Source organism: Vibrio quintilis, from assembly GCF_024529975.1.
Taxonomy (GTDB): domain Bacteria; phylum Pseudomonadota; class Gammaproteobacteria; order Enterobacterales; family Vibrionaceae; genus Vibrio; species Vibrio quintilis.
The window spans coordinates 3,803,841-3,816,718 of sequence record NZ_AP024897.1 but is presented as its reverse complement, the minus strand read 5'-3'; the positions used below and the strand labels follow the sequence as shown (position 1 = coordinate 3,816,718).

Annotated in this window: 13 protein-coding genes; 7 read left to right on the top strand and 6 right to left on the bottom strand. The window is 45.0% G+C overall.

What is annotated here, in order from left to right:
* The first annotated feature begins 60 nt into the window (after positions 1 to 60).
* Complete coding sequence (locus tag OC443_RS17455) at positions 61 to 978, top strand: 1,4-dihydroxy-2-naphthoate polyprenyltransferase (protein ID WP_073584915.1); 918 nt, start codon at positions 61 to 63, stop codon at positions 976 to 978.
* Between the two features lie 76 nt (positions 979 to 1,054).
* Positions 1,055 to 1,585 carry a ribonuclease E activity regulator RraA gene (gene rraA / locus OC443_RS17450; RefSeq protein WP_073584865.1) on the top strand — a complete coding sequence of 177 codons (531 nt, stop codon included), beginning with the start codon at positions 1,055 to 1,057 and terminating at the stop codon, positions 1,583 to 1,585.
* Positions 1,586 to 1,606: 21 nt separating this feature from the next.
* On the opposite strand, the gene OC443_RS17445 is transcribed toward rraA, so the two are convergent.
* The 4 genes from OC443_RS17445 to OC443_RS17430 all read right to left on the bottom strand — a co-directional run bounded on the left by OC443_RS17445 (position 1,607) and on the right by OC443_RS17430 (position 5,233).
* On the bottom strand, positions 1,607 to 2,968 hold the full coding sequence (locus OC443_RS17445) for an MATE family efflux transporter (protein ID WP_073584867.1): 1,362 nt from the start codon (positions 2,966 to 2,968) through the stop codon (positions 1,607 to 1,609).
* Between the two features lie 150 nt (positions 2,969 to 3,118).
* Positions 3,119 to 3,889: a triose-phosphate isomerase gene (gene tpiA / locus OC443_RS17440; RefSeq protein WP_073584917.1), complete on the bottom strand. Its 771-nt coding sequence runs from the start codon at positions 3,887 to 3,889 to the stop codon at positions 3,119 to 3,121.
* 266 nt (positions 3,890 to 4,155) lie between these two features.
* Positions 4,156 to 4,494: a DUF3135 domain-containing protein gene (locus OC443_RS17435; RefSeq protein ID WP_073584869.1), complete on the bottom strand. Its 339-nt coding sequence runs from the start codon at positions 4,492 to 4,494 to the stop codon at positions 4,156 to 4,158.
* Between the two features lie 121 nt (positions 4,495 to 4,615).
* Entirely contained in the window at positions 4,616 to 5,233 is a 618-nt protein-coding gene (locus OC443_RS17430) for a helix-turn-helix transcriptional regulator (protein ID WP_073584871.1), read from the bottom strand.
* 288 nt (positions 5,234 to 5,521) lie between these two features.
* Between OC443_RS17430 and OC443_RS17425 the strand changes: the two genes are divergently transcribed.
* The 3 genes from OC443_RS17425 (at position 5,522) to OC443_RS17415 (ending at position 9,191) form a co-directional block, all read left to right on the top strand.
* The gene (locus tag OC443_RS17425; RefSeq protein ID WP_073584873.1) at positions 5,522 to 5,812 is read left to right on the top strand and encodes a co-chaperone GroES; all 291 of its coding nucleotides are present in this window, start codon (positions 5,522 to 5,524) and stop codon (positions 5,810 to 5,812) included.
* Positions 5,813 to 5,889: 77 nt separating this feature from the next.
* Positions 5,890 to 7,518 (top strand): chaperonin GroEL, encoded by a 1,629-nt coding sequence (gene groL / locus OC443_RS17420; RefSeq protein ID WP_073584875.1) that lies wholly within the window; start codon positions 5,890 to 5,892, stop codon positions 7,516 to 7,518.
* 158 nt (positions 7,519 to 7,676) lie between these two features.
* Positions 7,677 to 9,191: an ATP-binding cassette domain-containing protein gene (locus OC443_RS17415; protein WP_073584877.1), complete on the top strand. Its 1,515-nt coding sequence runs from the start codon at positions 7,677 to 7,679 to the stop codon at positions 9,189 to 9,191.
* Between the two features lie 9 nt (positions 9,192 to 9,200).
* Here OC443_RS17415 and epmB read toward each other — a convergent pair whose 3' ends face one another.
* Positions 9,201 to 10,223, bottom strand: a complete 1,023-nt coding sequence (gene epmB / locus OC443_RS17410; protein ID WP_073584879.1) for an EF-P beta-lysylation protein EpmB — start codon at positions 10,221 to 10,223, stop codon at positions 9,201 to 9,203.
* Positions 10,224 to 10,257: 34 nt separating this feature from the next.
* Between epmB and efp the strand changes: the two genes are divergently transcribed.
* Together efp and OC443_RS17400 are read left to right on the top strand one after the other, a co-directional pair.
* Entirely contained in the window at positions 10,258 to 10,824 is a 567-nt protein-coding gene (efp, locus tag OC443_RS17405) for an elongation factor P (RefSeq protein WP_073584881.1), read from the top strand.
* A gap of 227 nt (positions 10,825 to 11,051) precedes the next feature.
* Positions 11,052 to 12,458, top strand: a complete 1,407-nt coding sequence (locus OC443_RS17400; RefSeq protein WP_073584883.1) for an SPFH domain-containing protein — start codon at positions 11,052 to 11,054, stop codon at positions 12,456 to 12,458.
* Positions 12,459 to 12,513: 55 nt separating this feature from the next.
* Here OC443_RS17400 and frdD read toward each other — a convergent pair whose 3' ends face one another.
* Positions 12,514 to 12,876 (bottom strand): fumarate reductase subunit FrdD, encoded by a 363-nt coding sequence (gene frdD / locus OC443_RS17395; protein ID WP_073584885.1) that lies wholly within the window; start codon positions 12,874 to 12,876, stop codon positions 12,514 to 12,516.
* Between the last annotated feature and the right edge of the window lie 2 nt (positions 12,877 to 12,878).

The window sequence follows — 12,878 nt, the reverse complement described above, 5'->3', positions numbered from 1 at the left end:
TTTTTTTCACGTTTATTTCAGCGTATACTTGCGACTGTGTATATTCATCAGGCTGTCATTATGCATAACTCAATTTCGATTTGGCTCGACGCTGCAAGACCTAAAACTTTGCCCCTTGGTTTAATTTCAATTTTTACCGGAAGTGCGTTGGCTTATTCTGAAAACCATTTCTCCTGGCCAATTACAATATTAGCCCTGATGACATCGGTCTTACTGCAAATATTATCGAATCTGGCAAATGATTATGGTGATGCCGTCAAAGGGACGGATAATGAAAAGCGACTCGGTCCGGTTCGGGCGATTCAGTCCGGTGCCGTGTCTTTAAAAGATATGAAAGTGGCTATTGTCATTAATGTTGTACTGACGATGATAACAGGACTGGCGCTTATTTTATTTGCGCTCGACAGTTTGCAAAATATTATTGTATTTATCGGCCTTGGCATTTTGTCAATGATTGCGGCGGTTGCTTATACGATGGGCAATAAACCTTATGGTTATGTCGGTCTGGGAGATTTATCCGTATTTATCTTCTTTGGGCTGTTAGGTGTTTCAGGCTCCTATTTTCTGTATACAGGGAGATTTGAAACCCATCTGCTGCTGCCCTCGATCGCCTGTGGTTTACTTGCTGTTGCTGTCTTAAATATTAATAACATGCGGGATATTGAAAACGATCAGGAATGTGGAAAGCGCACGGTTGCTGTTCGTCTGGGGCCCATTCTGGCGAAGAAATACCACTTTATTCTGTTAGCGGGTGCTGTGCTTGCCTTTGGGAGTTATCTTTTCATTCTCACAGATCCGGTCTGGATGGCACTTCCGTTTTTACTGAGCCTGATTTTTGTTTTCAGACATGCAGTTGCAGTTTGGGAAGCTGAGCAACCTGTGCAGATTGCTCCGATGCTTCCGGTTATTGTGAAATGTTCAATTGTCACTAATTTATTGTTTATTACTGTGGTAGTAGCTCAAACTCTGGCGAGTTAATGTGGTTTTGTCATTGCAATGACTTAGTTAGTCGATATACTCACCTTAAGACTCTTTCACTGTGAGAATGGTTGTTATGGAATACAATACATCTGCGCTTTGTGATATATACTCCGATCAGGTTGACGTTGTTGAACCTATGTTCAGTAACTTTGGCGGGCGGGCGTCTTTTGCCGGGCAAATAACGACAGTTAAATGCTTCGAAGATAATGGTCTGATTCGGGAAGTTCTCGAACAGGAAGGCTCTGGGCGGGTGTTATTGGTTGATGGCGGCGGCTCTCTGAGACGGGCTCTGGTTGATGCTGAAATAGCAACACTTGCTGAAGAGAACGAATGGGAAGGCATTGTTGTATACGGCTGTGTGCGCGAAGTTGATGATCTGGACGAAATGAATATCGGGATTCAGGCGCTTGCATCCATTCCTGTTGGTGCTGTCGGGCAGTCAATCGGTGAAGTTGATATCCCGGTGAATTTTGGTAGCGTAACTTTTATTCCGGAAGATTATCTGTACGCTGATAATACCGGCATCATTCTCTCTCAGGAGCCTTTGGATACTGAAGAGCTTGATGAAGAAGAGTCTGAGCAGGAAGATGATGACATCGTTTAATTGAAGCGATATTTTTTTCTTTTATTGTTTCAGTTCAGGCACAGGCTGCGCGGTCTGATAATGTTTGCGCAGAGATAGTGCCTGAAAATATCCTGATATTCCCCCGATAATATTCCCGGCGGCAATCCCCAGAAACAGCCCTTCAATCTGATAAATCTGCGAACCAATCCATGCACAGGGTAAAGTAAAAATAAACAGGCGCAGAAAGCTCCAGCTGAACGCGTAAACAGAGCGGTGTAATGCGTTGAGTGCAGAGACAATCATCATTAACACTCCCTGGAACCCATAGCTGAATGGTACAAACAGCAGATAATGCCAGAGTAGCTCTCTGACCTGAGTTTCCTGCGAGAACATCCCTGAAAGCGGGATGCTGAGGGGAACCATCATGATGAAGATTAAAAGCTGGAATACAATCGCAAACCTGATACTTAAAAACAGTCCGGCAAAGCTTCTCTGCGGATTATTGGCGCCAAGATTTTGCGACATAAACGGTGTCAGGACCGATGTCAGAGAGACAATGACTAAGATCAGGATGGATTCTATTCTTTGTGCAGCTCCGTAAGCTGCGACAGCTGCTGTACCATGGTGAGAAATCAGCCTCATGAGGATAGCGCCGGATAATGGTGTCATAGCATTTGAGAGTGCGGCAGGAGTTCCGATTCGTAAAATCTTCTTCCAGTCAGTAATGATCATCCTTGGCTGAATCAGGCTGAGAAGGTGCTCTCTGAACCATAAAATATACCCGGTTCCCAATAGTGCGAAAACCCAGCTGATGCCACTTGCGATGGCCGCTCCCTGAATACCTAACTCCGGAAAAGGGCCGTAACCAAAGATTAAAAGCGGGTCAAGAATTCCATTGATCAGGCCGGAGAAAATCATCATTTTAGCCGGAGTACTGGTGTCTCCGGTTGCCCGGATTGCGCTGCTGCCAGCCATCGGAATCACCAGAAATGGTACGGCAAGATACCAGATCAGCATATAGTCGCGAATCACAGGCAGCAGATTTTCCGGTGCGCCCAGTAAAGTAAACAGGGGATTGATCGTCAGAATACCTGCCAGAGATGCAAGAATCACCAGTAGCAGAGCGAGGAGCAGACCGTGTGTGGTGAGCCGGGCTGCATCGGAGAGTTTGTTTTGTCCCAGCGAACGTCCGATACATGTCGATAAGCCAATCCCAATGCCCATCGTGATACAGTTGACGGAAAATGCGACCGGAAAGGTGTAACTGATTGCGGCTAAAGCTTCTGTACCAAGCAGGGAAATAAAATAAGTATCGACGAGGTTGAACATTAAAACTGACAGCATTCCCAATGTCATCGGGATCGTCATTTTAAGAAGAACGGATGATATCGGGGATGAAAGTAATCCGTGTTTATCGTGCATATGTCAGCAATGTCCGGAAAACGACAAGGTCGCCAGAATACTAAATTCTTTGAGTTACAACCAGCGTTGTATGGATTTCTCTCTGTCTTTATCCAATAAAAAAGGCCGGGCAATCTTTGCCGGCCTTCACTCAAAAACTGATGTTTTCGATTATGCTTTCGCCTCAGCTGCTGCTTTTGCAATGGCAGCAAAACTTTTTGCATCAAGTGATGCACCACCAACAAGCGCACCGTCAATGTCAGGTTGTGCAAAGTAAGATGCTGCATTCTCAGGTTTTACCGAACCGCCGTACTGAATAATGACTTTTCCTGCAACGGCTTCGCTTTCTTTCGCGATGTGCGCGCGGATAGATGCATGGATACGTTGAGCATCATCAGCTGTTGCGGCTTTACCGGTACCGATTGCCCAGATTGGTTCGTACGCAATGATTGCACCGTCAAGTGCTTCGACACCACATGCTTTAATAACAGCATCAATCTGACGGGCACAAACTGCTTCTGTTTCACCAGCTTCATTCTGAGCTTCAGATTCACCAATGCAAAGTACAGGTGTCAGACCATTTTCTTTCAGAAACGCAAATTTGCGGGCAACAAATTCATCAGACTCACTGTGATAATCACGACGCTCTGAGTGACCGATAATGATATGAGAAGCACCGAATTCTTTCAGCATTTCAGGAGAAGTATCACCTGTGAAAGCACCGCTGTTATTCACATCAGTATTTTGTGCTCCCAGGATAAGTTTGTTACCACCTTCTTTAATCAGACTCTCAGCCTGATCAAGATAAAGTGTTGGTGGTGCAACAGCGACATCAACACCTGTAACACCAGCAAGTTCAGCATTTAGTCCGGTAAGTAATTCACTTACCATGGACTTGCTACCATTTAATTTCCAGTTACCCATAACTACAGGACGACGCATAGGAAAATCTCCAAATTCAATAAAAACCAAATTCAACAAATAAATAATAACTGCGCAGAATATAGCAGATAAAAACACAGAGATCATGATGCGAGTCACGAGTTTTTTCGATATCCGAAATAAAAAACAGATACAATGAATATTATGAGACTTGATGTGCATTATCAGGGACACCCACTCCCTCCTGATCTGATTCATTTATTATCAAATCAGGGAATGCCTTTTCACTGAAATTAAAGTGGGCTGTGACGAGGACGGGACGTTATCTACATTTGTCTGTATTTGTGCAATGGAATGACATCTGCGTGATATTCTGGTTCTCTTTCCGGTGTGTAATTGAGCGCATTCTGAAATTTACGCATTTGTGAACTGAGCTCTTGCATCAGTTTCACATTAGCATGACAAGGATTTTTGCTGGAATTGACGACCCGATCGATATGGCTTTGTTGTGCCCACAGTCTTTCCTGCATTTTTTGTGATGCTGACAGAATCATTTCCTCGCAGATATCTCGTTTAAAAACAGCGAAAGCTTCGGGGTTTTGCTTAGCAAGTTCTACCAGCTCCTCAAATGGTGGTAGTTTTAAATAAGAACTGGATGCGTTCATATTATCTATACCTCAGTGTCCTGGCTTTACGACGATATATAAGTGGAACTATTATCAATATACGCTAAGATTGGTTAATTTGTGAACTTTGTGTAAAAAGTTCTCAAATTTAAGACAGCATTTAAATTGGTATTATAGTATACGAACAGCGTCTGTGCCCTGAAATGATGTGCTCCTGACGTTCTATCCTGCACTGTCCGCCAAGTAATATCCTGAATACATTCAGTTCTGATTCGCAAAAGCTGGGGCAGTGAACAGCCGCTTTACAAATCGGGCAGTGGTTTTCTGTCAGGCAGAATCCTTCTTCAGTTTCCTCCAGTTCAGCCATGTAACCTTCCTGATCCCTGAGCCAGACCAGAGAGCGAACTTTCTCTTCCAGAGAGCTGCATTGTCCGAGAACCTGTTGATAATGCTCTAGCATTGCAGAACCGCGCCGTTGAGCGATTTGATGAATGCCTTCTGAACCATAAATATGCTCGACAGCTTCAATGATTTGTACGGTTAATTCACCGTGTCTGTCAGCGAAATAGTTGTGTCCGGCATCGGTTAATCCCCAGTGACGGGTTGGCCGTCCGACTTTTACCTTCACATCATAGCTGTGTAAAAGGCCATCTTTTTCAAGTGACTGGAGATGTAATCTGGCACCCATGGCCGTCATATCGAATTTAGCAGCAAGTTGTTTTGCAGTGAGTGCACCTTCCCGCTTAATCGTATGAAGTATTTTGTCAACTGTCTTCATTGCGTGCCTTATATGTCTGTCTGGTTATTTAAGTCAGGAGACCTGACATCATCCTGCTGAAATTATGCTGATAATATAAAATTAATAAAGTAAACGGTTGACTATCTACTGTAATCCAAAGAAAAGGATTGTCTTCTGCGGATGTAATTTTCTTTTTGTGATCTTGATCGCATTTGTGTGTGCATTCCCCCTTGGGATATTTATTTTTTTACCCCACATATGAACCACGAGCTGATAAACAGCGCTTTAATCAATCAATACAGTGAAATTAATCAGGAGAGACGACCGATGAACATTCGTCCATTACATGATCGAGTTATCGTTGAACGCCAAGAAGTTGAATCCAAGTCTGCTGGTGGAATCGTTTTAACTGGTTCAGCAGCGGAAAAATCAACACGTGGTAAAGTTCTGGCTGTTGGCAAAGGACGTATTCTGGAAAATGGTACAGTTCAGCCTTTGGACGTAAAAGTTGATGATGTTGTTATCTTTGCTGAAGGCTACGGCACAAAAACAGAAAAAATCGATGGCAAAGAAGTGCTGATTCTTTCTGAGAGCGACATCCTTGCGATTGTCGAATAAAAGTAAGCGTTGAGTAATTTTTGCTCTTGTTCAAAAACGATTAGCTAAAACACCGAATTGAGAAAAGGAAATAAAAGATGGCTGCTAAAGATGTGAAATTTGGAAATGACGCTCGCGTATTAATGCTGGAAGGTGTCAACATTCTTGCAGATGCTGTAAAAGTAACACTGGGGCCAAAAGGTCGTAACGTTGTTCTTGATAAATCATTTGGCGCTCCGGCAATCACTAAAGATGGCGTCTCTGTTGCCCGTGAAATTGAACTGGAAGACAAGTTCCAAAACATGGGTGCACAAATGGTGAAGGAAGTTGCTTCTCAGTCAAATGATGCTGCAGGTGACGGTACAACAACGGCGACTGTTCTTGCACAATCTATTGTGAATGAAGGCCTGAAAGCTGTTGCTGCCGGTATGAATCCAATGGACCTGAAACGTGGCATTGATAAAGCGGTCGTTGCAGCGGTTGAAGAGCTAAGCAAGCTTTCTAAAGACTGTAAAGATTCAAAAGAAATCGCTCAGGTTGGTACGATTTCTGCCAATGCTGACGAAACTGTCGGTAACATCATTGCGGATGCAATGGGTAAAGTCGGTCTGGACGGTGTGATTACTGTTGAAGAAGGTCAGGCTCTACAGGATGAACTGGATGTTGTTGAAGGGATGCAGTTTGACCGTGGTTATCTGTCTCCTTACTTCATTAACGATCAGGAAGCCGGTGCGGTTGATCTGGAAAACCCATTCATTCTGTTGGTTGATAAGAAAGTCTCTAATATCCGTGAACTGCTTCCTGTACTTGAAGCGGTTGCGAAAGCATCTCGTCCTCTGCTGATTATTGCTGAAGATGTTGAAGGTGAAGCGCTTGCAACACTGGTTGTGAACAACATGCGTGGCATCGTGAAAGTTGCAGCTGTAAAAGCACCTGGTTTTGGTGATCGCCGCAAAGCGATGCTTCAGGATATCGCAATCCTGACTGGCGGTACTGTGATTTCTGAAGAGATTGGCCTTGAGCTTGAAAAAGCAACACTGGAAGATCTGGGTCAGGCAAAACGTGTTTCTATCACTAAAGAAAATACCACAGTGATAGATGGTTCTGGTGAGCAGGCTGCAATTGAAGGCCGTGTGACACAGATTCGTCAGCAAATCGAAGAAGCGACTTCAGATTACGACAAAGAAAAACTGCAAGAGCGTGTTGCTAAGCTTGCTGGCGGTGTCGCTGTGATTAAAGTTGGCGCTGCAACTGAAGTTGAAATGAAAGAGAAGAAAGACCGTGTTGAAGATGCATTGCATGCAACACGTGCTGCGGTTGAAGAAGGTGTAGTTGCCGGTGGTGGTGTTGCTCTGATTCGTGCTGCTTCTAAAGTGACTGATCTGCAGGGTGATAACGAAGAACAGAATGTTGGTATCCGCGTCGCACTTCGTGCCATGGAAGCGCCTCTTCGTCAGATTGCTGCAAACGCTGGTGATGAAGAGTCAGTGGTTGCGAATAACGTGAAAGCCGGAGAAGGTAACTACGGTTATAACGCTGCAACGGGTGAATATGGCGACATGATCGGTATGGGTATTCTGGATCCAACCAAAGTTACTCGCAGCGCACTTCAGTTTGCAGCATCTGTTGCAGGTCTGATGATTACAACTGAAGCGATGGTGAGCGAACTGCCGAAGAAAGATGCGCCGGCAATGCCTGACATGGGCGGAATGCCTGGCATGATGTAATCACATCTGCTGATATATGAAATAAACAGGGCGGATTTTCGCCCTGTTTTTGTATCTGAAGGTTTTTTCCTTGTGTAAGCTTTGCATGACTTTTGACCGGGGCTCTGTCATTCTGAGTATGATTTCAGCCGCGGGCGGTGGATGACGATGGAGAAAGCATGCAGATCAAAGGATTAAACTATCAGAGACAAAATCATCAGCTGTTGATAGAAAACTGGCAGATACATCAGGGAGAGCATTGGGGTATTTTTGTCGCCCATGTGCATAGTGCTGATATACTTCTCAGACTGTTTACCAGTCAGTCAGAGACAGAAGCATCGCAGGGCGTGATTGAATTACCGGACCGGATTGGCGTGGTTTCTTTTGCATCTCAGCAACAATTGCTCAGTGAGGAAATCGCCCGGGATGAAACTGACTTTCAGGATCATATTGACTACGGGACGAGTGTTGAAAATCTGGTGCTGGAAGCCGGGTGTGCGACAGATGAGCTGGATCAGTTGCTTGACGATGTCGATTTAACCGGATTACGTCAGCGTGGATTTCGCCAGTTATCCACTGGTGAAACCCGGCGTTTGATGCTGGCAAGGGCATTGGCCTGTCACCCTGAATTGTTGGTATTGCATGAACCTTATTCCGGGTTAGATGTTGCCCACCGCAGCCAGCTTAAAAAACTATTTGAACAATTATCTGATCAACTTCAACTATTGGTGATTACTTCCCGGCAAGAGGAACTACCGGCCTGTACCACTCATATTGCTTTGTTCGATGATACACAACTGACACAGACAATGAGTTTTCAGCAATGGTGCGAACACCCGGTGTCGGAGCAGTTAACGGCATTATCAACATCCCGGCTGGACAATTGGCTTGCGTTAAGCCGTCAGTTTCCTGATCAGTCTGCTTCCGGACGACCTATTCCTGAACAAAATAGTTCTGAACAAAACAGCTTTCCGCCGGTCAGGGTTCGTTTAAATCATGCCACGGTAGAATATACCGATGGTGTGATTTTTCGCGACTTATCCTGGCAGATTAAAGAAAAGCAGCACTGGCAGATCCGGGGACCGAACGGTTGCGGCAAAAGCAGTTTATTAGGGCTGATTATCGGCGATCATCCTCAGTGTTATGCCAATGATATCGAAGTCCTTGGCTTTCAACGGGGAAGCGGAGAAAGCATCTGGGATATCAAACGCCATATCGGGATTGTATCCTCTGCACTGCACTTGCAATACCGGGTGAGTTGCAGCGTTCTGGAAGTATTGCTTTCCGGTTTCTTTGATTCTGTCGGATTGTATGATTCGCCTTCCCGACAGCAACTTGAGACGGCCCTGTTGTGGTTATCGGTTCTGGAAATGCAGGATTATGAACAACGCAACTTTCAGCAGATTGATTATGGGCAGCAGCGTTTGCTGCTGATTGTCAGGGCACTGATTAAACGCCCGGCGTTGTTGATTCTTGATGAACCTTATCAGGGGCTGGATTACCTGAATCGTCAGCTGGTCATGAAGGTATTAGAAATGCTGGCGGAGACGGAAATGACTCAGCTTCTGTACGTGTCCCATTATGATGAAGACAGTCTGGATGCGATTCGCAATTATGTTGATTTTGTGCCGTCTCCTGAAGGCGGATACCAGACCGTCATTACCTGTGCCGACAGCCTGGATAAGCAGGTATAGTTATCAGCGTTATTCCAGACCCAGATCCAACGGCGTCTTACTTTTTCTGCCGCCGGTTTCTCTGGTGAGTTTAGGCACCAGATATCCTGAGACATTTTCGATTAACCCTGACATCAGTGCTTTGGCCTGCGCATCGGACACAAAAAAATGCGCGGCCCCCTGCACTTTGTCCAGTACGTGCAGATAGTAAGGCAGAATGCCTGCCTCAAACAGGGATTCGCTCAGTGCTGTTAATGTTTCTACAGAATCATTCACGCCCTTGAGCAACACGGATTGATTGAGCAGCGTCACTTTCGCCTCTTTCAGTGGGTGAAAAGCTGCCTTCAGCTCAGCGTTAATTTCATTCGGGTGATTGATATGAGAAACCAGCACCACATTCAGCCGGGTATTCGATAATATCGTAGCCAGATGGTGGGTGATGCGGTCCGGAATCACAACGGGGAGACGTGTATGAATCCGGAGCGTTTTCACATGTGGAATCAGTTCGATCTGGCTGACTAACCATGCCAGTTCATGATCTTTGGCCATCAGTGGATCGCCGCCGGATAAAATGACTTCGCTGACTTCGGGGTGCTGTGCGACATAATCAAGGCTTTCTGACCAGACACGTTTATTTCCCTGATTATCCTGATAGGGGAAATGACGCCGGAAACAGTAGCGGCAATTCACGGCGCAGGCACCTTTGACGATCAGCAGTACCCGGTTTTTGTATTTGTGCAGCAAACCGGGAATCGCATTCTTCTGCTCTTCCAGCGGGTCATCCGAAAAACCGGCAACTATTTCAAATTCCTGACTCAGGGGAAGCACCTGTCGGAGCAGCGGGTCGTGCGGGTTTCCTTTTTCCATTCGCCGGACAAAGCTAAGCGGGACCCGTTGAGCAAATAGCTGTCTGGCTTTGAATCCCTGCTGCCAGAGTGCCGGGTCAATCTCCAGATAATTCAGCAATTGCTCTGGGTCGGAGATCGCATTCGCAAGCTGTTTGAGCCAGTTTTGCTCAACAGATTCAATTTTTCGGGTTATGATGTGCGACATTAATTTTTAACTCGAAGTTTATTAAGAGGAAAACATGGCTACTGTTAGCACGAATGAATTTAAAGGCGGTCTTAAGATTATGCTTGATAATGAACCCTGTGTCATTCTCGAAAACGAGTATGTCAAACCGGGTAAAGGTCAGGCGTTCAACCGTGTTAAAATCCGTAAACTGCTTTCGGGCAAAGTGTTAGAAAAAACTTTCAAATCCGGTGAGACTGTGGAAGTTGCGGATGTGATGGATATCGATCTGGATTATCTGTACAACGACGGTGAATTCTACCACTTTATGAATAGTGAAAGCTTTGAACAGATTGCTGCCGATGCAAAAGCTGTTGGCGAAAATGCGAAATGGCTGGTTGAAAACAACACATGTATGTTAACCCTGTGGAACGGCAACCCAATTGCTGTTGCGCCGCCAAACTTTGTTGAACTTGAAGTGACTGAGACAGATCCGGGTCTGAAAGGGGATACGCAGGGCACGGGTGGCAAACCAGCGACACTTTCTACCGGCGCAGTTGTTCGTGTTCCTCTGTTCATCCAGATTGGTGAAGTGATTAAAGTAGATACCCGTTCTGCAGAGTATGTAAGCCGGGTAAAATAAATCTGCTCGACTCGCGGTATCCATGACAAACCGGGGAGTATTTCAGTGATATCTGCTGACTGGTATACTCTCCGTCATTCTTTTTCCTCATTCATCTTACCTTTGTTTTTATTCCTTTCTGTTTTTATTGTTCTTCTTGTTATTTATTTTTGATATATTTCGCGCGGCAATTATCAGTATGGATTGAGTTTCAATCAATGCAGACTGTCTGTGTGAAGGAGAATAAAATGAATACGCCAATCTCTGGTTTAAGAGACGATATTGAAAACAAACGTCAGTTGATGAAAAAAGGTTTAAAAACGATCATCTTTGGTGTGCCGCTGCTGTTACTGGCACTGATAGTGAATAGTGCATTTTTGATGACAGATGCCGGATATACCTATGTTCACCAGAATAATATTACCGGTGAACTGGATGTATTTACGGAACCAGGCATTCATTTCAGAATGCCGTTTCTGTCGAAGATTACAAAATATGATCAGGTGATTACGGTTTCTTTTGGCAATAATGCCGGTGAAGATTTTTATCAGAAACTGAATCCGGTTCAGGTGCGTTTTGCGGATACTTATATCGGTAATATCCCGGTGACTTTCCGCTTCAAACTGAGTAATGATCCGGATGCGATTAAGAAAATGCACCGTGAGTTCCGGAATAATACTAATCTGATTGATACCTTACTGGTCAAAAATGCGCGCAATGTGACCGTGATTACTGCAACTCAATATACAGGTGAAGAGTTTTTTCAGGGTGGGTTGAATCAGTTTAAATCCAAGCTCGGTGATCAGCTCCGTGAAGGGATTTATCTGACAGAACGTAAACAGGTTGAAGTTGAACAGATCGATCTGGCCCCGGTTGGTATAGGGCAGAGTGATGCGAATAAATTGCAGAAAACCAAGCAACTGGTATGGAAAACTGTGCCGGTGATCAATAAATCCGGTGCGCTGGTCAGACAGGACAATCCATTGCAACAATATGGAATTCATGTCACGCAGGTCACTATTGGTGACCCTCAGCCGGAGCAACAACTTGATCAGTTGCTGGCCGACAAAAAGCGTTTAGTTGCTGATAGGATTCGTGCGATTCAGGAGCAGGAAACTTCGAAAGCGCAGGCTGAAACTGAACAGTTACGTAAAGAAATTCAACGTACCCGTGAAGTTCAGGATGCACAGCGCAGAAAAGAACTGGCGATTATCTCGCAGCAAAAAGAGGTTGAAGTTGCCCGTCAGATTGCCGAACGTGAAATTGTTGAAGTCGAGAAAAAGAAACGTCTGGCTGAAGTTGAAAAAGAGAAAGAGCTGGCTATCGCGGAGGCAAATCTGGCGATTCAAAAAGCAAATGCGCAGTCTGCTAAGTTTGAGGCGAAAGCGATTACAGAGAAAGGTCAGGCTGAAGCGGCTGTTTTGAAAGCCAAATATTCAGCGCTGGGCGCGAACCGGGAAGTCTATCTGGCGGAGTTGAACCGCGATGTGGCTAATGTGCTGTACAATAATCTGAAAAACTTTGAGATTCAGATGCCACAAAATTATGTGGGAGGGTCAGAAGGTAATGGCCTGAAAACCAATCTGGATGTGATTACAGCCTTCAGTGCGCTAGGCTTAATGGATCAGACAAAGAAAATAACTAAGAAAGAATAGTTTCAAAACGATAAAAAAACGGGGTGACAGTGTTCACCCCGTTTTTTTATCTGCGCTAAATCATGAAGATAAAGATGATTGCGAGTAATGAAAGGAAGGTAGCAAAGCCATAGCAGGCAATTTTACCCAGAATGCCGGTGTGGAATTTTAAATCATGCATACCGTGGTGAATCCGGTGCATGGCGTGCCATATTGGTAAAGCAATTGTCAAAAAGACAAACAGCCCGCCAATCAGGCTGGTAGTAAAGTCAGCGACATGCTCATAATTTAATGAGTCATGGCTGATAATTCCCAGTGGTGCCAGCACGCCCAGTACCAGGATCGTGATCGGTGTTATCATCGCAAACCAGGTGCCACCGGCACCAAATAATCCCCACCAGACAGGTTCTTCGGAGCGTTTCGGGTTTTGATCAATCACAG

Coding starts and splice junctions, on each gene's coding strand:
- OC443_RS17455 (WP_073584915.1), top strand. CDS start 61: ATGCATAACTCAATTTCGATTTGGCTCGACGCTGCAAGACCTAAAACT.
- rraA (WP_073584865.1), top strand. CDS start 1,055: ATGGAATACAATACATCTGCGCTTTGTGATATATACTCCGATCAGGTT.
- OC443_RS17445 (WP_073584867.1), bottom strand. CDS start 2,968: ATGCACGATAAACACGGATTACTTTCATCCCCGATATCATCCGTTCTT.
- tpiA (WP_073584917.1), bottom strand. CDS start 3,889: ATGCGTCGTCCTGTAGTTATGGGTAACTGGAAATTAAATGGTAGCAAG.
- OC443_RS17435 (WP_073584869.1), bottom strand. CDS start 4,494: ATGAACGCATCCAGTTCTTATTTAAAACTACCACCATTTGAGGAGCTG.
- OC443_RS17430 (WP_073584871.1), bottom strand. CDS start 5,233: ATGAAGACAGTTGACAAAATACTTCATACGATTAAGCGGGAAGGTGCA.
- OC443_RS17425 (WP_073584873.1), top strand. CDS start 5,522: ATGAACATTCGTCCATTACATGATCGAGTTATCGTTGAACGCCAAGAA.
- groL (WP_073584875.1), top strand. CDS start 5,890: ATGGCTGCTAAAGATGTGAAATTTGGAAATGACGCTCGCGTATTAATG.
- OC443_RS17415 (WP_073584877.1), top strand. CDS start 7,677: ATGCAGATCAAAGGATTAAACTATCAGAGACAAAATCATCAGCTGTTG.
- epmB (WP_073584879.1), bottom strand. CDS start 10,223: ATGTCGCACATCATAACCCGAAAAATTGAATCTGTTGAGCAAAACTGG.
- efp (WP_073584881.1), top strand. CDS start 10,258: ATGGCTACTGTTAGCACGAATGAATTTAAAGGCGGTCTTAAGATTATG.
- OC443_RS17400 (WP_073584883.1), top strand. CDS start 11,052: ATGAATACGCCAATCTCTGGTTTAAGAGACGATATTGAAAACAAACGT.